The organism is Streptomyces asoensis, from assembly GCF_013085465.1.
Taxonomy (GTDB): domain Bacteria; phylum Actinomycetota; class Actinomycetes; order Streptomycetales; family Streptomycetaceae; genus Streptomyces; species Streptomyces cacaoi_A.
Window position 1 is genome coordinate 9,800,806 of sequence record NZ_CP049838.1, and the last position, 18,361, is coordinate 9,819,166.

Annotated in this window: 22 protein-coding genes and 4 pseudogenes; 12 read left to right on the forward strand and 14 right to left on the reverse strand. The window is 68.7% G+C overall.

Annotation, left to right across the window (positions count from 1 at the left end; genetic code table 11):
• Positions 1-194 precede the first annotated feature (194 nt).
• The 4 genes from G9272_RS43430 to G9272_RS43445 all read right to left on the reverse strand — a co-directional run bounded on the left by G9272_RS43430 (position 195) and on the right by G9272_RS43445 (position 3,820).
• The gene (locus G9272_RS43430) at positions 195-935 is read right to left on the reverse strand and encodes an NADPH-dependent F420 reductase (protein ID WP_171401670.1); all 741 of its coding nucleotides are present in this window, start codon (positions 933-935) and stop codon (positions 195-197) included.
• A 105-nt stretch (positions 936-1,040) separates the two neighbouring features.
• Complete coding sequence (locus G9272_RS43435) at positions 1,041-1,634, reverse strand: TetR/AcrR family transcriptional regulator (protein ID WP_171401671.1); 594 nt, start codon at positions 1,632-1,634, stop codon at positions 1,041-1,043.
• Between the two features lie 247 nt (positions 1,635-1,881).
• Positions 1,882-2,718: a helix-turn-helix transcriptional regulator gene (locus tag G9272_RS43440; RefSeq protein WP_171401672.1), complete on the reverse strand. Its 837-nt coding sequence runs from the start codon at positions 2,716-2,718 to the stop codon at positions 1,882-1,884.
• A gap of 352 nt (positions 2,719-3,070) precedes the next feature.
• On the reverse strand, positions 3,071-3,820 hold the full coding sequence (locus G9272_RS43445; RefSeq protein WP_171401673.1) for an SDR family oxidoreductase: 750 nt from the start codon (positions 3,818-3,820) through the stop codon (positions 3,071-3,073).
• A gap of 233 nt (positions 3,821-4,053) precedes the next feature.
• Between G9272_RS43445 and G9272_RS43450 the strand changes: the two genes are divergently transcribed.
• On the forward strand, positions 4,054-4,371 hold the full coding sequence (locus tag G9272_RS43450) for an MBL fold metallo-hydrolase (protein WP_171401674.1): 318 nt from the start codon (positions 4,054-4,056) through the stop codon (positions 4,369-4,371).
• Positions 4,372-4,626: 255 nt separating this feature from the next.
• On the opposite strand, the pseudogene G9272_RS45760 reads toward G9272_RS43450, so the two are convergent.
• A pseudogene (locus G9272_RS45760) lies at positions 4,627-5,012 on the reverse strand (DNA polymerase III subunit alpha); the annotation flags it as partial.
• A 364-nt stretch (positions 5,013-5,376) separates the two neighbouring features.
• Between G9272_RS45760 and G9272_RS43455 the strand changes: the two are divergent.
• Both G9272_RS43455 and G9272_RS43460 read left to right on the forward strand, forming a co-directional pair.
• Positions 5,377-5,868 carry a DUF2975 domain-containing protein gene (locus G9272_RS43455; RefSeq protein ID WP_171401675.1) on the forward strand — a complete coding sequence of 164 codons (492 nt, stop codon included), beginning with the start codon at positions 5,377-5,379 and terminating at the stop codon, positions 5,866-5,868.
• Positions 5,868-6,089, forward strand: coding sequence for a helix-turn-helix domain-containing protein (locus G9272_RS43460; protein ID WP_171401676.1), 222 nt, complete (start codon positions 5,868-5,870; stop codon positions 6,087-6,089). The genes G9272_RS43455 and G9272_RS43460 overlap by 1 nt, the downstream gene beginning before the upstream one ends.
• Positions 6,090-6,413: 324 nt before the next feature.
• Here the strand turns inward: G9272_RS43460 and G9272_RS43465 are convergent, their stop codons facing one another.
• A complete protein-coding gene (locus G9272_RS43465; RefSeq protein WP_253268128.1) occupies positions 6,414-7,046 on the reverse strand; it encodes an SDR family NAD(P)-dependent oxidoreductase in 633 nt (210 codons plus the stop codon).
• Here G9272_RS43465 and G9272_RS43470 point away from each other — a divergent pair.
• From G9272_RS43470 to G9272_RS43480, 3 genes and pseudogenes are all read left to right on the forward strand, one after another.
• On the forward strand, positions 6,969-7,454 hold the full coding sequence (locus tag G9272_RS43470) for an MmyB family transcriptional regulator (protein WP_253268290.1): 486 nt from the start codon (positions 6,969-6,971) through the stop codon (positions 7,452-7,454). The two genes, G9272_RS43465 and G9272_RS43470, sit on opposite strands and share 78 nt — an antisense overlap.
• A 131-nt stretch (positions 7,455-7,585) precedes the next feature.
• Positions 7,586-8,269: an EthD domain-containing protein gene (locus G9272_RS43475; protein ID WP_171401677.1), complete on the forward strand. Its 684-nt coding sequence runs from the start codon at positions 7,586-7,588 to the stop codon at positions 8,267-8,269.
• A gap of 196 nt (positions 8,270-8,465) precedes the next feature.
• A pseudogene (locus G9272_RS43480) lies at positions 8,466-8,822 on the forward strand (IS701 family transposase); the annotation flags it as partial.
• 80 nt (positions 8,823-8,902) lie between these two features.
• Here G9272_RS43480 and G9272_RS43485 read toward each other — a convergent pair.
• A complete protein-coding gene (locus G9272_RS43485) occupies positions 8,903-9,631 on the reverse strand; it encodes an SDR family oxidoreductase (RefSeq protein ID WP_171401678.1) in 729 nt (242 codons plus the stop codon).
• Between the two features lie 74 nt (positions 9,632-9,705).
• Between G9272_RS43485 and G9272_RS43490 the strand changes: the two genes are divergently transcribed.
• On the forward strand, positions 9,706-10,083 hold the full coding sequence (locus G9272_RS43490) for a MerR family DNA-binding transcriptional regulator (RefSeq protein ID WP_171401679.1): 378 nt from the start codon (positions 9,706-9,708) through the stop codon (positions 10,081-10,083).
• Positions 10,084-10,299: 216 nt separating this feature from the next.
• Here G9272_RS43490 and G9272_RS43495 read toward each other — a convergent pair whose 3' ends face one another.
• From G9272_RS43495 to G9272_RS43505, 3 genes and pseudogenes are all read right to left on the reverse strand, one after another.
• Positions 10,300-11,151: a maleylpyruvate isomerase family mycothiol-dependent enzyme gene (locus tag G9272_RS43495; protein WP_171401680.1), complete on the reverse strand. Its 852-nt coding sequence runs from the start codon at positions 11,149-11,151 to the stop codon at positions 10,300-10,302.
• 233 nt (positions 11,152-11,384) lie between these two features.
• Positions 11,385-11,694 (reverse strand): annotated as a pseudogene (locus G9272_RS46530) (helix-turn-helix domain-containing protein); the annotation flags it as partial.
• A 315-nt stretch (positions 11,695-12,009) separates the two neighbouring features.
• Positions 12,010-12,222 (reverse strand): hypothetical protein, encoded by a 213-nt coding sequence (locus G9272_RS43505; RefSeq protein ID WP_171401681.1) that lies wholly within the window; start codon positions 12,220-12,222, stop codon positions 12,010-12,012.
• 373 nt (positions 12,223-12,595) lie between these two features.
• On the opposite strand from G9272_RS43505, the pseudogene G9272_RS43510 reads away from it, so the two are divergent.
• Both G9272_RS43510 and G9272_RS43515 read left to right on the forward strand, forming a co-directional pair.
• Positions 12,596-12,760: pseudogene (locus tag G9272_RS43510) on the forward strand (IS701 family transposase); the annotation flags it as partial.
• Positions 12,756-13,073, forward strand: a complete 318-nt coding sequence (locus tag G9272_RS43515) for an ANTAR domain-containing protein (protein ID WP_171401682.1) — start codon at positions 12,756-12,758, stop codon at positions 13,071-13,073. The pseudogene G9272_RS43510 and the gene G9272_RS43515, both read left to right, overlap by 5 nt.
• On the opposite strand, the gene G9272_RS46535 is transcribed toward G9272_RS43515, so the two are convergent.
• Positions 12,987-13,613 (reverse strand): aldo/keto reductase, encoded by a 627-nt coding sequence (locus tag G9272_RS46535; RefSeq protein ID WP_437184391.1) that lies wholly within the window; start codon positions 13,611-13,613, stop codon positions 12,987-12,989. The two genes, G9272_RS43515 and G9272_RS46535, sit on opposite strands and share 87 nt — an antisense overlap.
• Here G9272_RS46535 and G9272_RS43525 point away from each other — a divergent pair.
• On the forward strand, positions 13,567-13,899 hold the full coding sequence (locus tag G9272_RS43525; RefSeq protein WP_171401683.1) for a zinc-ribbon domain-containing protein: 333 nt from the start codon (positions 13,567-13,569) through the stop codon (positions 13,897-13,899). The two genes, G9272_RS46535 and G9272_RS43525, sit on opposite strands and share 47 nt — an antisense overlap.
• 93 nt (positions 13,900-13,992) lie before the next feature.
• Here G9272_RS43525 and G9272_RS43530 read toward each other — a convergent pair whose 3' ends face one another.
• Entirely contained in the window at positions 13,993-14,298 is a 306-nt protein-coding gene (locus G9272_RS43530; protein WP_171401684.1) for a helix-turn-helix domain-containing protein, read from the reverse strand.
• A gap of 65 nt (positions 14,299-14,363) precedes the next feature.
• On the opposite strand from G9272_RS43530, the gene map reads away from it, so the two are divergent.
• Entirely contained in the window at positions 14,364-15,131 is a 768-nt protein-coding gene (gene map, locus G9272_RS43535) for a type I methionyl aminopeptidase (RefSeq protein WP_171401685.1), read from the forward strand.
• Positions 15,132-15,315: 184 nt separating this feature from the next.
• Here the strand turns inward: map and G9272_RS43540 are convergent, their stop codons facing one another.
• Positions 15,316-16,368 carry an aldo/keto reductase gene (locus G9272_RS43540; protein ID WP_171401686.1) on the reverse strand — a complete coding sequence of 351 codons (1,053 nt, stop codon included), beginning with the start codon at positions 16,366-16,368 and terminating at the stop codon, positions 15,316-15,318.
• A 105-nt stretch (positions 16,369-16,473) separates the two neighbouring features.
• Here G9272_RS43540 and G9272_RS43545 point away from each other — a divergent pair, with 105 nt between their 5' ends.
• A complete protein-coding gene (locus tag G9272_RS43545) occupies positions 16,474-17,103 on the forward strand; it encodes a TetR/AcrR family transcriptional regulator (RefSeq protein ID WP_171401687.1) in 630 nt (209 codons plus the stop codon).
• A gap of 705 nt (positions 17,104-17,808) precedes the next feature.
• On the opposite strand, the gene G9272_RS43550 is transcribed toward G9272_RS43545, so the two are convergent.
• On the reverse strand, positions 17,809-18,327 hold the full coding sequence (locus tag G9272_RS43550) for a MarR family winged helix-turn-helix transcriptional regulator (protein WP_253268130.1): 519 nt from the start codon (positions 18,325-18,327) through the stop codon (positions 17,809-17,811).
• Positions 18,328-18,361 lie beyond the last annotated feature (34 nt).

Genomic DNA, 18,361 nt, shown 5'->3' on the forward strand with positions numbered 1-18,361 from the left:
GTCATCTGCCATGCAGCGCCGCGCGGAGGCCGTTGCGGGTGCCGGCGGGCTTGCGGATGCTCGCAGGCAGCGGCGTGCCGAAGCTGCAGTCTGCCGCGCGGGGGACTGTGCGCTCTTCGTGTTCGTCTTCGTTCGTGGCGTGCCGGCGCTGCCGCCCTCGTGCCGTTGCGTGCACGAGCGCCGCGTCGGGTGACTCAGCGGTGGGCGGCGCGGTTCATCTCGACGACGTCGTCGACGGTGGGGTTGGCCGGGAGGGCCGCGAAGCGTTCCGGGAGGCTGTCGCGGATGGCCGCGTCCTTGACGCGGTCGGCCGCGGCCAGGGCCGCGGGCAACTCGTCGAGGGTCAGTTCGGTGCAGTAGGCGGGACTGTTCGGCTGCTGGCGCCAGGAGTCGGCCAGCGTGCCGGCGTCGTAGGGGTCGAAGCCGGTGTCGTCCACCAGGCTCATGGCCACCTTCCGCGCCTCCTCGGAGTCGCCGGCGACGGGGATGGCGAGGCGGCCGGGCGTTCCGGCCGGGACGCCCTTGGTCCGCTGGGTTTCGGCCAGGGCGGCGTTCCACGCCTTGACCACGGGGCGGCCGAGCAGCTCGGCGGTGTACACGCTCTCCACCTGGCCGTTGTCCACCGCCTCGATCGGCTCGCTGAGCATGCCGGGGTAGTAGTTCGAGGTGTCGATGACCACCGTCTCGTCGGGCACTGACACGAACAGGTCCGCCAGCTGGCCCGCCACCCCGAACGGGATCGACAGGACGATGACGTCCCGGCCCTGGACGGCGGCGTCGGAGAGGTCCGCCGCGCGGGCCCCGGACTCCAGTACCTCCGCCCGGACGGCCTCGGGGCCGCGGGCGTCGGCCACCTGGACGTCGTGACCGGCCGTGCTGAGCCTGGCAGCGAGGTTCCCGCCGATGGCGCCAGCACCTATGACAGTAATTTTCATGATTTGTCCCTTAGGAGGTTGTGTCGCCCCTGGGGGCAGCACGATGTGATGGATGGGTGGTGGTGCCGCCTGGCGTTGCGGGGGCGGAGCGGGGTGCCTGGCGATTTACGCCTGGGTGTCCTGCCGGCGGTAGCCGCTCGCGATGAGCGTGCGGAGCCGGTCGAGCGACTCCTCCTCCGTACCGGTGCCCTTGATCCAGGCAACGGAACAGGCCGCGAGGAACAGGTCGTGCCCCCGCACCGACGCGCGCACGCGCCCCGCGAGCTGGGCGGCTCGCACGTACTGATCGGTGGCGGAGATGAGGATGTCGCAGGGAATGGTGAGCGGGTTGTCCGGCTCCTGCGCCCGGGCCGCGGCCATGAGCGGATCCGGCAGCCCGCTGAAGGCGCTGAAGTACTCCTCCATCGCCCGCAGCCACTGCTCCAGCGCCTCGGCGGGGTCGCCGAGTTGCTCGATGTCCGCCTGGCGGGCCACGAGTTCCTCGGAGCGGGTCTGCAGCACGGCCGCCAGCAGTGCCTCCCGGGTGGGGAAGTGCCGGTACAGGGTGGCGGGTCCGACGCCCGCCTCCTTGGCCACCGCTTCGAGGGAGGTGCCGACCCCGTGCTGTAGGAAGTGACGCTGCGCGGTCTCAAGGAGGGCAGCGCGGTTGCGCTGGACGTCCGCGCGGGGCTTGCGTCCTCGCTGTTCGCCGGCGCTCATGCGCCCTCCTGCCTGTTGTGATCCTGCGGCCGCATCAAAACGGATGCTGCCTCCGTACTTGGTCGAGAGTAAAACGGAGGCAGCATCCGGTCAAATGGGCGGCCCGAGCGTGGAGCCCGGACCTCGCAGGAGGTCGACACATTTAGCCGTAGAGCGCAGGGCAAAAGCCGTGCGGGCTGCACCATTTCAGAGTGCCCTTGTCCGGCCCCTCCAGCGCCGAGCCCGGCCCGGTCCCCGGTCCAGGACGTCAGGGGGTGAGCTGTTGGTGGCCTATGACGGAGAGCAGTTCGAGTTTGCTGTGGCTCTCCGTGCCGGGGCGAGTGGTCAGCACCACCAGGGTCTGGGCGCGGTTCTCGGTGTACAGGAGCTGGGGGTCGACGTCGATGCGACCGAGTTCGGGATGGAGGATGGTCTTGCAGTCGCCGTAGCGGGCGACCTCCTGAAGTTCCCACATGCGGACGAACTCGGGGCTGTGTTCCTGGAGTTCGGCGAGGATCCGGGCAGCTCGGGGGGTGTCGCTGCCGGCTGTCAGCGCGGCCCGCAGGCGTGCCGCCTGGGCGCGGCCGTGGTGTTCGTGGGTCTCCTCCGGAAACACCAGGCGTTCGGCAGGGTCCATGAACCAGCGGTAGTAGCCGCTACTGGCCAGACCGGTGTGGCGGGTCTGGTCGCCGAGCAGCGCGATGGCCAGCGGGTTCATCGCGAGGGTGTCGACCAGGTCGGTCGTTACCAGGGCCGGGGAGTCGTCCAGGCGGTCCAGGACCCGCATCAGCGTGGGGCTGACATGCTCGGAGCGATGGAAGCGGGCTGGGGCATTGTGGCCGATGAGACCGAAGAGATGGTCGCGTTCGTCCAGCGTCAGCCGCAATGCCCGGGCGAGAGCCGCGGTGACCTGGACTGAGGGCTGCGGACCACGCTGCTGTTCCAGCCGGGCGTAGTAGTCGGTGGACATGCCGGCGAGCTGCGCAACCTCCTCGCGGCGCAGCCCCTGCGTACGCCTGCGCGCCCCCTCGACCAGCCCGACGTCGCGGGGCCGCAACATCTCACGCCGGTGGCGCAGGAATTCCGCCAGTTCCTTCTTGTCCATGCCGTCCATCCTCGCCGCATCCCGCCCGGCTATCCAGAGACTGCCGATCCATGGCTGAGCAGTGCTCTCCCACCCGCGCGAAGCCGCTCATACAGCCGACGCGAGGGCGCGCGCAGCGAGACGACCCGATGATCACCTGCCCCTGCGTGACCCGCTGGGAAATTCGCCGGCTGTCGGCGGTACGCCGCAGGCCGTCGGCATGGAAGGCGGCCTGCGGCGACGGGCTCCGTCGAGGACGCCTGACGCTTTGGACGGGCCCCGGGCCCCGTCGCCCGGGCCTGGCCCATACGACGAAGTTCGTCGTGTGACGGCGCTCGCGTGCTGTTGTTTCCCGTCGGAAACAACAGGTCGCTCAGCTGCCGCTGATCATGGCGAGGACGTCGTCGTAGGAGCCGTTGGCCTGCGCGTCGCGGATGAACCTGGCGCGCTCGACGACAATCTCCTTCGCGTCGGGCTTCTCCCGCAGCAGGTCGAGGGTCTCGGTGAGGAAGTCGTCCAACGGCATGGAGTGTTCGCTGTCCTGCTGGCCGAGCAGGGTCGTGCGCACGCCCGGCGGGACCACCTCGATCACCTGGACGCCGGCGTCAGCACCGGCGAGCTGGATGCGCAGGCTCTCGGAGAAGGAGTGCAGCGCGGCCTTGGTCGCGCTGTAGGTCGGGGTGCTCTGATACGGGACGAACGCCAGCGCCGAGGTGACGTTCATGACGACCGCGTCGTCCTTGCCCACCAGAAGTGGCAGGAAGGCGTACGTCATCCGGATCGTGCCGAGCAGGTTGACGGTGACGTGATCCTCGGCGACCGGGAGTTCGGCCGGGTCGAGGAGGTTCTCCCGCAGCATGATGCCGGCGTTGTTGACCAGGATGTTCAGCTCGGGGTGGCTCGCCGCCACGGTCTCGCGGGCCCGGGCGATCGAGTCGGGGTCCGCGACGTCGAGGACGAGCGCCTCGATGCCGGGGTGCTCGGCCGTGATCTCGTCGAGGAGTTCCTTGCGCCGGCCGGCGACGATCACCTTGTTGCCGGCCTCGTGCAGGCGCAGGGCCAGACCGAGGCCGATGCCCGAGGTTCCGCCGGTGATCAGGATCGTGTTGCCGGTGATCTTCATGGGGTCTTGTTCCCTCGGTACGGCGGGCCGGTGAGCGCCCGCAGCCTCGACCGTAGGGGCGCCCGCGCAGGGGCGGGAGAGGACGGCTTGTCCATGGATCGGCGCTGCCCGGCCGAGTCGTAGAAGACGCCCCTGCCGGTCAGCGCCTCCAGACCGGGCACAGGGAGCCGCTGGCCCGGTCGGGAGCGTTCCGCACTCCGGCCGTCACCTCGGCCAGCGGCTTCGAGGACGGCATGACCCTGGACGTCCCCGGACGGCCACGCGTGGTGGCAGTACCCGGGCACACACCCGGCAGCGTGGCATTCCATCTGCCCGCACAGGGCACGGTATTCACCGGGGACGCGCTGGTCACCCACGACGGCCTGGTGGGTCTCACCGGCACCGGGCCCCAGATCATCGGCCCGGTATTCACCCACGACACGGCACAGGCACGAACGTCGCTGGAGGCGTTGACCTCGTTGGACGCGGGCCTGATGCTCCCCGGTCACGGCGACCCGCTCCACGGCAGCGTCGCCGATGCCGTGGCACAAGCCCGACACACCCCGTCCTGATTCGGCGCTCGCAAGGTTCTTGACCGACGCGGGGAGCCAGCGCGAGGGAACGGCCGCGCGAAGGCCGTGGCACCAGCGAAGAGAGCGCAGACAGTTGCCGCCCGCAGCGGCGCGGTCGAGTCGCGAACGTTCATGGTCCCCGAAGACCAGCAGCTCAAAGGGGCCGGGGCGGCCTATGTCCACCAAGGCGGTCACGTTTGATACCACCGTGTGCGTGCTCGTACTCTGCGAGGACACCGGGCTACGCGGCCGGCGCCGGCTCACGTCGATGGAGAGGGTGTCGAGTTCGGCGCCGAGTTCGTCGCGGCTGGTCATGTCCGGCAGCCCGCTCGGTTCGGCGGTCACCAGCTCGCCGCCGAGGGGCAGTTGCCCGTCGGTGATGGTGCGGTTGCGGGACTGCCGGTGCAGTTCGGTGGCCTGCCGCAGCAGGTCCCGCCGGGTCAGGCCGGGGGAGAGGGCCTCGAGGGCGCCGATGCGGATCAGGCGCTGCGCGAGCGGCAGCGACGGGAGGGCGCGCAGCCACAGGTCCGAAGGCCGGTGTAGGGCAGCCCGGCCACCAGACGGGCGACCTCGGCTTCGCTGATGCCTTTGACCGTGGTGAACGCCAGGCGTACGCCCCCGCCCGGTGCGCTTTGCTCCACGCGGGTTCGACGCCACCCGCCCCGCGAAGGGGGCCAAGTGTGACCGTTCGCGACTGCTGGCAGATGTTCACCCTTGTTGGCGAAGGCCTCGAGTCGATCACCGGCGCTGCCGCGACTCGTCGAGGCCGGTGGCACCTGATCTTGATGGTTGACACCCAGGGCTTCGGCACAATCGGGTGGCATTCGATTTGCGTTCAGGCCAGGCCGACTTCGACAAGATCAAGGCGGTTCATGGCAACCGCCACGCCATGAGAACCGGCGACATCCCGCCACCGTGTAAACCTGTCACCACTCTCCGTCCAGTCCTTGTTTAGCCTATCGAATTTCGATAGATTTCCATCGCAACTCGATGGAAGGATGGGTCGTGGGAAAGCTGACAGTACGTGCGCTGCGCGCCGTGCTCGTAGTGGTGCTCGCCGGCACCGTGTGCGTCCAGGCATTGATGGTGTGGACATTGGTCAGCGGGAACGACCCGGAGGACGGGTCGCTCCCGCTGACCGCGCTGCGCGTGATCACGATCCTGGGCATGGTGTCGGCCCAGGTCGCCCTGGTCTGCGTATGGCGGCTGGTGACCATGGTTCGACGCGGAACCGTGTTCTCCCACGCCGCCTTCCGGTACGTGGACGGCGTGATCGGCGCGATCGTGGGGGCTGCCCTCGTGTGGTTCGCGGTCACTGCCGTCAATGCGCCGGGCCAGCGGGACGACCCGGGGGTCACCGTCATCATGGGCGGGGTCGGCGTGGCCATCCTGGGAGTCGCGCTCATCGTGCTCGTGCTGCGGATGCTGCTCGCCCAGGCCGTCGCGCGCGACGTCGAAGCGGCGCAGATGCAGGCCGAGTTGGACGAGGTGATCTGATGCCGATCGCCGTCGACATCGACGTGATGCTGGCCAGGCGGAAGATGTCCGTTGGCGAGCTTGCGGACCGCGTAGGCATCACTCCCGCCAACCTGGCGGTACTCAAGAACGGCCGGGCCAAGGCGGTGCGCTTCGCGACGCTCGCCGCGCTCTGCGAGGTGCTCAAGTGCCAGCCGGGCGACCTGTTGCGCTGGGAGACCGAGGACGCCGCAGGCGGATGACGTGCCCTTCCAAGGTCAGGGAGTTCTCGGCGCCCGTGATCCGAGTAGAAGACCGTGCCTGCCTCGACAGGGCCACAACGAACCACCCGATCGACCTCGGCATGCCCAGTTTGAGCCAGATCGCAGGCCGCGGCTGACACACCTGCGGGCGAACGACGCCGGTCCGACCTGGACCGCCCGACCTGCGCGTCTGGCCGCAACGTTGCACGCGGTCTTGACCGGTCGGCTGGGCCGCAGCGTCATGCCAGTCGGCATGGCTCGCCACAGTGGGTTGCCCCGGAAACGGACACCGCGCCGCACGTGGGTCGGGGCCGCCCTCCGACGTCAGAGCTGCTCGGTGGGCATGATCCACAGCTCGTTGGCGGAGGCGTGGCGTGGGCGGGTGACCATGTAGGCGACGCCGTCGGCGATGTCCTCGGGGGCGAGTGCCTCGGTCTGCTCGAAGAACGGGGTGATCAGCTCGTTCTGGACTTCGGGCTTGTTGTGGGAGGCGAGTTCGGTGCTCACCCCGCCGGGCTCGATCACGCCGACGCGGACGTGGCGCTGAGTGATCTCCTGGCGCAGGGACTCGGTGAAGCCCTTGACGCCGAACTTGGTCAGGTTGTAGACGCCGTAGCCGTCACCGGCGCGGCGGCCGGCAGCCGAGCTGATGTTGACGATGTCGGCGACGCGGCGCGGGTCCTGTTCTGCGGCGGCCAGGAGGTGCGGCAGGGCTGCGTGGGTGGTGTGGAGCAGGCCCTGAACGTTGATCTTGATCATGCGGTCCCACTCGTCGGTGTCGGCACCGACGACGGGGCCGATGAGCATCAGGCCGGCGTTGTTGACGAGGGTATCGAGACGTCCGAAGCGGTCGACGGTCTGCTGGACGGCGGCGCCGGCCTGGCCGCGGTCGGTGATGTCCGCGCCGACCGCGAGGGCGGTGCCGCCCGCCTTCTCGATCTCTTCCTCGACGCGCACGCCCCCGAGCTGTTCGTCGGCTGGGAGAGGTCCGCCGGCGACTGCATCGCCCAGCTGCACCTGTACGCCGGACGCAACCCCGACGATCCGCAGTTGACGGAGCTGATAGGCGAACTGTCGCTGCGTAGCCCCCAGTTCCGCCACATGTGGGGCAACCCGGACGTCGTCTGCCACAGCATGGGCACCAAAAGCTTCCACCACCCCCTGGTCGGCGATCTCACGCTCGACTACGAGGTCCTCGACGTGTCCGGCGACCCCGACCAGACCCTCGTCGTCTACACCCCCGAACCCGCCTCACCGTCCGCCGAAGCCCTGGGCCTGCTGGGCAGCTGGACCGGCACGCCCACGGACACGGCGACCACGCCATACCAGCAGGCCCCAGCCACCGAACGGCAACAACGCAACTGACTTGCACGGCCCCGTGGCAGCGGCACCCCCTACCCACACGCGCCTCAGGCCTGCCCTTGAACATCCCTCACGGAACGATTTGTCGGCATTCGCGCATAGTCGGGCCGGACGAAAACACCAGGAGACCCCCCATGATCCGCTTCTTCGCCCTCATCGCCCGCGCCGAAGGCGTCTCCTCCCAGGAGTTCCACGACCACTGGCGCCACCCCCACGGCACCATGGGCAACCGCATCGCCAACATGCGCAGCTATGTCCAGGGCCACCAGATCCACACCGACCTGCTCGGCCAGGACCAGGCGAGCTACGAGGGCATCGCCATCACCGGCTTCGACAACATCCAAGAAGCCCTCGCGTTCGGCAACGAGCCCCAGTACGTCGAACACGTCCAGCCCGACGAACCGAACTTCGTCGACCAGTCCCGCCTTCTGTGGCTCTACACCACCGAGGAAGTCCTCGTCGGCCGCGCGAAGCCCCAGGACGGCGCCGACTACGCCGACACCCTCTGGAACGACCTCGACCACGGCACCAGCATCCAGCTGCTCCAGTTCATCCGCCCCGGCAACCCCGACTGGGCCGGCGAGGACGACGCCGAACTGGGCCGCCGCATCGGCGCCCTGCGCCACGCCCGCAACCCCGCCGCCTCCGAAGCCGGCGACGCCAACCCCGACCTCATCGGCGCCCGCCAGCTGTGGTGGCCCACCCTGACCGCCTTCCAGCAGGGCGTCGCGAAGGACCCCGACGCCGTCAAGCAGCTGCTCGCCCAGGGCGGCGACGCCCACACCGCCCTCGTGCGGTCCGAGCGTTTCCTGCGCTGACCCACTCCACCGTCCCCGACCCGCATCCCTCCACCAGGAGCACCCGACCATGCACCAGTTCCTCGAAGAAGGACTCGTCTTCAGCCCTTCTCCGCCGAGGAAAACATTGCTCTGCCCAACGGACGGTAAGAGAAGAATCAAGCTCCTGTCGCACCCCCCTCTGTCGGCCAGCGTGCGCAGTGACGCGCGCCCCGCCGTGGTCCGTGTCGCCGGAACCCGCTGGAAGATCGAGGAGACCCTCCAGGCCGGCAAGGGCCTCGCCGGCCTGGATGAGCACCAGGTCCGCCGCCACACCCTCTGGCTGCGCTGGGTGACCCTCGCGATGCTCGCCCACGCCTTCCTGGCCGTCATCCGCGCCGGCGAGCACTACGAATACCCCGCCCCCACCGGACTCATCGCCCTCACCTGCAACGAAATACAGCGACTATTCGCCCTGCCCGCCGCATCCCCGAACGACCAACGCGACCATCGCCTGCACTGGTCCCTATGGCGTCGTCGACACCAGGCCCGCGCCTTCGACTGCCACTATCGCCGACGCGAGGCCACAACGTGAAGATCGGCAACTGCGGATGGAGTATTAGTTGACTGAGCTCAGAAGCAACCGACCGAAGTCAGTGCGGTCCGAGGGGCCCCTCATGCCGCCGTTAGCGCCGCCAGGGCGCGGTCCATCGCGTCGTTGAATTCTTCCGGCGTCAGCGGTAGCCGGGACTTGACGTCCCGACTCCACTGGTCGGCGAGGACCTCGGCGGAGCCCGCCTCGACACCGCTGAGCGCCGCGTCGGCCAGGTCCGACGGCGCGATCTTGGCCACGGGCCAGCCCGCGGCCATGTCGGTGTCGGCCAGGCCGAGGTGCACCGCTGTCACGAGCGTGCCCTGTTCGGCGAGTTCCAGGCGGACGCCGTTGGTCATGGCCCAGGCGGCGGCCTTGGCCAGGTGGTAGGCATTGGCGCCCTTGCCCCCGAACCATGACATGGCGGAGAGGACGTTGACGATCGCGCCCCCGCCGTTCCTGGCGAGCGCCGGCGCGAACTCCCGGATCATTCCCAAGTGGCCGAACAGGTTGGTCTCCAGCTCGTGCCGTACCGCGTCCAGCGAACCGTTCACCAGGTCGGTCCCCGTCTGGATCCCCGCGTTGTTGATGAGCAGCGAGACGTCCGGGGCGGCCTCGGCTGCGGCCCTCACGGATGCGGGATCGGCGATGTCGAGGGGCAGCACGTCGACCCCGGGCAGGTCCACGGTCTCGGGCCGGCGAGCCGTCGCGTAGACCTTGCGGGCGCCCCGTTCGAGCAGGCGCTGGGCGAAGGCGCGGCCCAGGCCGCGGTTGGCTCCGGTGACAAGGGCAACTGAGTTGTTGATGTCCATGCCCGGTACGCTAAAACCTGACGTTAACGTCAGAGGCAAGTGCTGGTCTCAGGGCCGGGGTGAGAGGAATCGCCATGACCGTCACAGAGGCCGCGGCCGAGCGGCTGATCCGCATCGGCGAGGTGGCGCGGGGTGCCGGCGTCTCGGTACGCGCCGTGCGCTACTACGAGCAGCAGGGGCTGCTCATCGCGGAGCGCAGCCCATCCGGCCAGCGGCTCTACCGGCAGGATGCCGTCCCCCTGGTCCGTTTCTTCCAGCAGATGTTCGCCGCTGGCCTGACCAGCCGAAGGATCGCGGAACTCCTTCCGTGCTGGGACTCCGGGCACACCGACGCCGAGCAACGAGCCATGCTGCGCGCCGAGCGGGACCGCATGCAGGCCAAGATCGACGACTCGCAGGCTGCCCTGGACCGCCTCGACGAGGTCATCGCGATCACGGACACGCACCCGTAGGCGCGGTCGGTCGGACGACGCACCAGAGATCTACGGCTGGAGTACTAATTGTCCCGCTCGCTTCCGGCGCGCCTGAAATATCCAGGCAGGGCCGAGACGAGCAAGCTCCCGAAGACCAGGGGAATACACTGAACTTGAATGCGTGATGTCGGTCTGCCGTCTATGAGAGCTGCCGTCACACCAGGGCGATGGGCCTCGACGCGCAGCGTGCGTCCATCAGTGGACGATGGACACGATCTGGCAGGCGGCTTCGGAAATCTGGCGGTCTCCGCTGATGCGGGCCCGGGTGAGGGCAGTGCCAGGATCAATGCCGCGGGTGCAGAGTCGCCAGGCGGTCTCTGGGTCCAGCCGCACTGATGCGGTGGGCCGGCCGCCGGGTGCTTCGGCCAGTGACCAGCGGTCCGCGGTGGCGGTCACGGTCCAGGTGCCGACGGCCGGCTCATCGATGACCACCTGGAGTTGTGTCCCGGCGGGTGCGGGCGTGTCACGCAGAGTGTGGGGCAAGGCCCTCATGAAGGTGTCCAGGACCGTGGACAGAGCGTTGGGCTCCGTTTCGGTGTCGCGGCCGGTGGCGTGGCGGATCTGCTGGCGGTGGGTCCAGTACTCGGTGAACTCCCGGGCGACGTCCAGCCACTTGGGCGCCGGGTCGACCCCTGCCCAGGACACTCCCAGGCCCGTTGCGTCGAGGTCGTCACCCTCGAATTGACGGGCGACCCGGGTCCCGGCCAGTTCCAGGGCCTCGATGATCTCGGCGGGGCTGTGATCGGCGTGGAGGTCGATCCATTCCTGGTTGACCCGGTGGATGAACGCTTCCAGCGTCTCCCCGAAGGCCATGGCGCGCCGGTGGCTCTCTGCGCTCCAGCCGAGGCGGCCGTGGTAGTCGCCGAGGATGTGGGCGGCAAGATCGTGCACGGTCCAGCCCGGGACCGCAGCCCTGCTCCACTCATTGCGCCGCAGACCGCGTAGCAGGTCGAGGAGCGACGCCAGCTCTGGCCCGAACAGCGGGCGAGCGTCAATCGGCTTGCCCAGCCAGGAAGGGTCGGATGCGCCGTTGGGCTGGAGACTCATGGTCAAAGCCTGGCAGCCGGCAGGCTCGGTCTGCCATCGAATACCCACTCACCTCACGGACAGGAGGGGGCATGTCGGTCAGCCACCCATCATCAGGCCAGTGCCGACCAGACAGCCGTCGACCAGATTGGGCCGGTACTGGATCTGCTTGAGCCTGCGCTTCACAGCCCGGGTGATCTGGGCGAGGTCAGCCGCGGCGAGGTTACCGAGGTCGCGGTTGACCAGCGACCAAATGCCAGTGTCCACCGCTGATCCGCCCCAGCCATGTGCCAGCGGTCCACGCTCCAACTCGCCTTCAAGCTTCGCCACTTGCGCATCGTCGAGCTGGGGTCGTCCGGGTGATCCCTTGGCGGCGACACCGGCCGCGCCGCGTTCGCGCCAGGACCGGCGCCACCGCTCCACGGACCGCTCACTCACCCGCAGTACGGCGGCGACCTTCTGGTTCTTCTCCCCGCGCTCAAAGCGGTCCACGGCCCGCAGTCGAACCCCCTCCCGCGCTGCTCTCCCGGCGTCGGTCAAGCCGCCGCCTTGCGCATATCTCACGAGCTCCTCAGCTACCTGACCACCGCAGAGGCGTCAGGAGAACGCCCCGACATCACCCGATCAAGTTCAGTAGCCCGCTGGCTCTCCATCGGTCAGAACCGCGATCCCGAACGCCCTGGTGTCGGACCCGTCCGGGGCTGATCAGCGACAGGCGGCGCTGTGGTGGTGGGGTCGCGGGCCCCAGGAGCCTGGTCCATGAGACGGCCGGGCCAGGAGGGTGTACATGCCGCGGCGTTCCGACCCCCGATCAGGGGTCGGAACGCCGCCGGTCGTGCCGGGTGTCAGGTGCCCATCAGCCTGCCGTATTCGAGCGGTTCAACGAGGCTGCTTTTTCTTGATGTTTCCGATGTAGAGGTAGCAGGCCCCGTAGATGCAGACGGTGAGGAGCAGGAGCACCCAGCCCCCTGAGTTGCCCGCTGCGATCAACGCCACGGACAGGATGACTCCGGCCACGGCGAAGAGTGATGTGAACAGCATCCACCGCTTCACCGCCGCACGCTGCTCCACGGACCATCCGACGTTCGGCATGTGCACTCCTTTGGTAGAGGTTCGGGGCCGGACCGAGTCTGGCGTCGGCCCCGGACATCGGGTTCCAGCCTCCGCTGACCGTATTGGAGGCGATCTGTCCCACACTCCACGAGATGGCGTAGCAGCCGACCGCGGCTCCCGGCGAGCCTCCCAGCGTCGCGGGCGCGGACGCGGTCACGGCGGCGCCGCAGGCTGCTCCGGCCAGGCGCGCGGCGACGGCCTCCACCATGCCGTCCAAGCTGTCGCCCACATGCACAACCTCGCTCTGACCGCGTGATCAGAACAGCCAGGGACGGGCTCTGACCTGCAAAATCTCGGCCTTCTGCAACACGCTTTACCGTGACTGCCGGCCAGCTCGGTCGTCGGTGTGGTTATGGGTGGGGACCTTGCTGATGTGCGTGTGTGGGCGAGTGAGTTGGATGCGGTGCACCGGCGGATTGTGCACCGGTTCAGCCGGTCGGAGCTGCGGGAGTCGGCGCTGGCCTACATGTGGGGTCTGATCGCTCCGTTGCAGCGCAAGAACGGCTGGACGCTTGCCCGACGGCACGCGCAACGCCACGGTGGCCTGCCTGGAGCAGGAGAACGTGCAGCTGAGGCACGCGGTTGATTCCCACGCGACGGTCGACCAGGCCCTGGGCGTCCACATTGAGATCCACCGGACTCCGCCGGCCACGGGGTTCGAGGTGCTGAGTGAGGTCTCCCAGCACACCAACATCAAGCTGCACACGGTCGCTGAGATGGTGATCGACTGGGCGCTGGAGCAGTCACTGCCGGAGCAAGTGGAGCGTGCACTGGGCCAGGCCGTGCAGCGCCGCTCGGGTCAGGACGGTGCCCCGGGCAGGCCCCAGTAGAGCGGTCAGGGTTCGAGGGCCTGCTCGAGGGTGGGGTAGCAGGTGATGACGGCGTCGATGCCGACCAATTGGAGGACGTGCAGGACGGGTTTTTGCGCGGCGGCGATACGCAGCTCGGATCCAGGTGGTCACGTGTCCCTCGGTGTAGCGGGCGCCGAAGCCGCCCTGAGGCAGGATCTCGTCGATGGCCTTGAGGTCGGCATCGGTGAGGGTGAGGTCGGCGGCGCCGGCGTTTTCCGCGATGCGCTTCGGGCTGCGGCTGCCGGGGATGGGCACGATGTGCTCGCCCCGGGTCAGGAGCCAGGCCAGGGCTAGCTGGGAGACGGTGGCACCCTTGGTCGCCGCGAGCTCGGCGAGCAGCCCCACGGCTTCGACGTTCTTCTCGAAGTTGCCCGGCTGCCAGCGCGGGTCGACGTTGCGTATGTCGGTGGCTTCGTACTGGTCGGCGGGCCTGGCGGTGCCGGTGATGAACCCGCGGCCGAGGGGGGAGTAGGTGACGAAGCCGATACCTGGTCGAACGTATTCGCAGGTCGCCGCGATGTGGCTTCAGGAGCGCAACGCCGGACTGACGCCGAGGATGCAGGTCGCGGTGTGGTGGCGGTGTGCGGCCGCGCACGAGTGGGAGGAGCGGATCTCCGACCGCACCGCGATGCCGAAGTGGAAGAACGGCGTTGTCGCCGCCTGCCACAAGTGCGTCGGCTACCGGGTCTCCCGCACCTTCCCCGTGTGCGGGCACACCGCGAGGGTGCGGGCGCTCGCGCCCTTCGGGCAGGAAGCGACGGGGCCGACAGGCGGCCAGGTCGGTGTAGCCGCCGAGATCCGCTAGGCGGTGCTCGGGCTGGTCGACGAGGTGATCAGCGTGCACGCAGGCGTACCGGCACAGCGCGGTCAGTGAACCGCTGACTCTCTGAGTGCGGCGTCACGAAACCAGCGATGGATGCCGTGAAACAGGCAGGACCGACTGATCCTCAGCGGTTCGCTCCGCCTGGCTGATCTCGGCCCAGACGGCGTCGAGAGACAGGCCGAGGGTGTCGGCGATCGCTGCGATGGTCGGGAAGGCGGGGGTGGCCACACGGCCGGATTCGATCTTCCGAAGAGTTTCCGGCGAGATGTGCGAAGCGAGCGCCACGTCCAGCATCGAGCGGCAGCCCCGGGCTCGGCGGAGCAGGGCGCCAAGGCGCTGTCCGCGTTCTACCTCGGCGGGGGTGAGCGGCAACCTGACCATGACCCCATTCTAATACCGGTACAGTTAGACCGGGATAGTTATTGGACGTACACGAGAGGTCCCCCATGATTGAGATCCTGAACTCCGCGCGGCTCGAGCGGGCGAGGGACACCGGCGCCCTGGTCGGAAACATCCTGCACACGCTGAAGCAGCGCAGCACGGTCGGGACGAACCTGCTGGACATCGACCAGTGGGCCAAGGAGATGATCACCGAGGCGGGAGCGCAGTCCTGCTATGTCGACTACGCGCCTTCCTTCGGGCGCGGCCCGTTCGGGCACTACATCTGCACGGCCGTCAACGACGGAGTGCTCCATGGGCGGCCTCACAACTACACGCTGGCAGACGGGGATCTACTGACTCTCGACCTCGCCGTAGCCAGGGGCGGGGTGGCCGCGGACGCCGCGATCAGCTTTCTGGTGGGCAAGGCCAGGCCGGCGGAGAGTGTCGCGATGATCGAGACGACCGAACGTGCACTCGCCGCCGGCATCGCCGCCGCCAAGCCTGGGGCGCGCATCGGCGACCTCTCCCACGCCATCGGCACGGTTCTCAGCAAGGCGGGCTACCCGATCAACACCGAGTTCGGAGGCCACGGCATCGGCTCGACCATGCACCAGGACCCACACGTCGCGAACACCGGACGGCCCGGCCGCGGATACAAGCTGCGCCCCGGACTGCTGCTCGCTCTGGAGCCCTGGGTCATGGCCGACACTGCCACACTCGTCACCGACGCCGACGGTTGGACGCTGCGCAGCGCGACAGGCTGCCGGACCGCGCACAGCGAGCACACCATCGCCATCACCGACAGCGGAGCCGAAATTCTCACCCGGCCGTAAGGGGGGGGTAGCGCACTGGCGACCTCGCGTATTCGGCTGTCGCGTATTCCTCTCTGCGTGAGGTTCCCTGGAGGCGGAGAGGCTGTCACCGCAGTTGTCCAGGCCCGGGCAGGCGTTGAGCGAGGCAGCCCCCAGTCCGAGTCTGGGACGCGCGGCTATACGCTCCAGCTACTTGACGCGGATGTCATGCAGCGGGCGGAGGCGCGACAGCTGGTGGGTTGAGGCGGGCGAAGCCTTCCTGGCGCTGGTAGGGGAAGTACGGGTAGGGCGCTGTCTTGCCGCTCGCCGCATCGAGTTTCGCCATTTGGTCGGGCGTGAGCGTCCAACCGACGGCACCGAGGTTCTGGCGAAGCTGGTTCTCGTCGCGGGCGCCGATGATGACGGAGGAGACGGTCGGTCGCTCCAGCAGCCAGTTGATGGCAATCTGCGGAATGCTTTTGCCGGTCTCCTGCGCGATCTCGTCGAGGGCGTCGACCACGCGGTAGAGGTGTTCGTCCTCCACCGGCGGGCCGTAGTCCGCGGTGTGGTGCAGTCGACTGTTGGCCGGTAGCAGCTGGCCGCGGCGGACTTTGCCGGTGAGCCGTCCCCAGCCGAGGGGGCTCCAGACGAGGGCTCCGAGGCCCTGATCGAGCCCGAGGGGCATCAACTCCCATTCGTAGTCACGGCCGATGAGTGAGTAGTAGACCTGATGTGCGACGTACCGCGGGTGGCCGTACCTCTCCGCGCTCGCGAGGGACTTCATCGCCTGCCAGCCGGAGAAGTTGGAGATGCCGAGGTAGCGGACCTTCCCTGCTCGTACGAGATCGTCGAGTGTGGACAGGACTTCCTCGATCGGCGTGCCGGAGTCAAAGGCGTGCAGCTGGAACAAGTCGATGTAGTCGGTGCCGAGCCGGCGCAGGGCGTCCTCGCATGCGGTGATCAGGCGCGAACGAGAGGAGCCCGCATCGCCTGGTCCGTCGCCCATCGGCAGGCTGGTCTTGGTGGACACGATCACCTGGTCCCTGCGGCCTTTGATCGCTTCGCCCAGCACCTCCTCGGAGGCCCCGCTGGAATAGACGTCGGCGGTGTCGAACATCGTGATCCCGGCGTCGAGGCAGATGTCCACGAGACGGCGTGCTTCGTGCGCATCGGTGTTGCCCCAGGCACCGAACAGCGGCCCTTGGCCGCCGAAGGTGCCGGCGCCGAAGCTCAGTGCGGGGACCTTGAGGCCGGATGCGCCCAGCCGCCTGTATTCCATGGCTGTTCCTCTCTCGTCGCCTGACCTAGCTAATGGTCCTGTGGTTCCGTTAACGTGGGTCCCAACGTAGCAGGTGCGAGTGATTAACGAAACTGGAGTCCCGTTATGGGGTTTGAGGGTGCGGATCCGGGGACCGTCCGTCCTGGAGGGCGCACGGCGCGGGTGCGGGCGTCGGTGCTGCAGGCGGCTGGGGACGCCTTGGCGGAGCATGGCTTTGCCCACCTGGACCTCGCCGATATCGCGCGCCGTGCCGAGGTGGGCAAGACCACCGTCTACCGCCGCTGGGGAACGGTGACCGGCCTGGTGGCCGATCTACTGCTGGACATGGCCGAGCAGTCACTGCCGCGTACCGAGACCGGCTCGCTGCTCGGTGACCTCACGGCCAACGCCCGGCTCGTGCAGCGCACCTTGGCCGACCCGCGGCAAGGAGCGCTGTTCAAGGCAGTGATCGCCGCCGCCACCTGCGAGGCGAAGACCGCCGAGGCCCTGCACCGCTTCTACGACATCCGCGTCACGGAGTGGGCACCCTGCGTCCAACAGGCCATCGACCGGGGCGAGGTGCCCGAGGGCACCGATGTCCACGAGGTCATCCGTGCTGTCTCCGCCCCCCTCTACTACCGCCTGCTGACCAGCAGTGACCGCCTCGACGAAGCCGCCGCAGACCAGGCCGCCGAGGCCGCCGCGGCTGCGGCGCATGCGGGAGCGTACCTGCGGGACGACGAAGGTCGTGCGTGACCGGCTTCCCGCAACAGCCGTCGCTGGGCGCGGGTCACCGTGCGTGATCCCCGGGGCACAACGTTTCCAGGTTCCGGCCTCTTCGGCGAGACGGGTGGTGTGGTCGTCGTTGTAGCCGAGCATCAGGGCGATCACTGGGGCCGGGGCTTGGAGGACGAGGTGGCGGATCGCCGCTGTGCGTCCTGGCCGGGTCGGAAAGCCCAGTCGGCGGAGCCGAGGTGCCATGGCTTCCGGGGTCATGGGCTGTCCGGCCCGGCGGCCGGGGAAGTGCCACCGGATATCGGGGTTGGTCGCGGTCTTGGTGTTCGGTCGCTGCCCGGGCGGCGAAGAGCTCCAGGAGTTTGCGGTGCTCGGGGGTGCTGACCGTCGGCAGTTTCTCGGCGAGCCATCGCTGGAACGGCAGCAAGTGCCGGTCGGCCGGCGGCAGGACGCCGCACTGCATGAGCAGGTCCCGCAAGTAGGCGACCGATCGCCACGGCGCGAGCTGGCTCAGTCCCTCGTGGGTGAGGGGACTTGGTTGCGGGCCACGTTATTTACCAAACCTGGGCAAAGCGTCTTTCTGCACTAGTCCTCGGCGCCTCTCCGTGCCGCGACCGTGGGTGCGCCGCCTCTTGCCTTTCGTGGCGTGTGAAGCAAGCGGGCCGACATGGTGCGAGGTGTGGAGGTGGTCGCCGAGGGGAGCCGTTTGTCACCGGTGCTTGGACGTCAGTGTTGTGTCGCCGGGCGCTTGGCACGGTTTTGGGGTCGTGACTTGGTCAGGCCGCTTTCCATGGCGGTGAGTAGGGTGAGGGCCGCGTCGAGGTGGGTGGTGTCGTGGCCGACGGCCGTGGCGACGGCCGCGGCCCATTCCCGTCGGACGAGGGCGTAGTTGGTGCGCCCCAGTTCGGTGGTGTGGACGGTCACCCCACGGCCGTCGCCCGGATCGGCGCGCCGCTCGACGAGGCCCTTCTGCTCCAGGCCGCGCAGGACGGTGGAGAGGTTGGTGCGCTGTAGGCCGGTGGCGGCGGCGATGCGGCTGGGCGGGGCGGCATGGTCGTGCTGGAGATGGCGCATCACCATGCCCTCCGACGGCGACAGGGGGATGGCCCGCTCGTCGGTGTAGCCGCGGAACTGGATCTCCCGACCGACGATCAGCATGAGGTCGGCCAGCTCGGCCCACCGCCGCGCGTCGTCCGATGTCATCGGGCCCGTCGGATCCGTCTGGTGTTTCTGGTCCTCCGTCACGGCCCCAGAGTACGGGGTTGCCCGCAAGTAGTTA

Excerpts from the sequence above, each read along its gene's own strand:
- G9272_RS43495 (WP_171401680.1), bottom strand. The coding sequence starts at position 11,151 with ATGAGTCTCCAGCCCAACGGCGCATCCGACCCTTCCTGGCTGGGCAAG.
- G9272_RS43545 (WP_171401687.1), top strand. The coding sequence starts at position 16,474 with ATGGGGTTTGAGGGTGCGGATCCGGGGACCGTCCGTCCTGGAGGGCGC.
- G9272_RS43485 (WP_171401678.1), bottom strand. The coding sequence starts at position 9,631 with ATGGACATCAACAACTCAGTTGCCCTTGTCACCGGAGCCAACCGCGGC.
- G9272_RS43435 (WP_171401671.1), bottom strand. The coding sequence starts at position 1,634 with ATGAGCGCCGGCGAACAGCGAGGACGCAAGCCCCGCGCGGACGTCCAG.
- G9272_RS43505 (WP_171401681.1), bottom strand. The coding sequence starts at position 12,222 with ATGCCGAACGTCGGATGGTCCGTGGAGCAGCGTGCGGCGGTGAAGCGG.
- G9272_RS43450 (WP_171401674.1), top strand. The coding sequence starts at position 4,054 with ATGACCCTGGACGTCCCCGGACGGCCACGCGTGGTGGCAGTACCCGGG.
- G9272_RS43530 (WP_171401684.1), bottom strand. The coding sequence starts at position 14,298 with ATGGTCAGGTTGCCGCTCACCCCCGCCGAGGTAGAACGCGGACAGCGC.
- G9272_RS43430 (WP_171401670.1), bottom strand. The coding sequence starts at position 935 with ATGAAAATTACTGTCATAGGTGCTGGCGCCATCGGCGGGAACCTCGCT.
- map (WP_171401685.1), top strand. The coding sequence starts at position 14,364 with ATGATTGAGATCCTGAACTCCGCGCGGCTCGAGCGGGCGAGGGACACC.
- G9272_RS43440 (WP_171401672.1), bottom strand. The coding sequence starts at position 2,718 with ATGGACAAGAAGGAACTGGCGGAATTCCTGCGCCACCGGCGTGAGATG.
- G9272_RS43540 (WP_171401686.1), bottom strand. The coding sequence starts at position 16,368 with ATGGAATACAGGCGGCTGGGCGCATCCGGCCTCAAGGTCCCCGCACTG.
- G9272_RS43475 (WP_171401677.1), top strand. The coding sequence starts at position 7,586 with ATGATCCGCTTCTTCGCCCTCATCGCCCGCGCCGAAGGCGTCTCCTCC.
- G9272_RS43460 (WP_171401676.1), top strand. The coding sequence starts at position 5,868 with ATGCCGATCGCCGTCGACATCGACGTGATGCTGGCCAGGCGGAAGATG.
- G9272_RS43490 (WP_171401679.1), top strand. The coding sequence starts at position 9,706 with ATGACCGTCACAGAGGCCGCGGCCGAGCGGCTGATCCGCATCGGCGAG.
- G9272_RS43445 (WP_171401673.1), bottom strand. The coding sequence starts at position 3,820 with ATGAAGATCACCGGCAACACGATCCTGATCACCGGCGGAACCTCGGGC.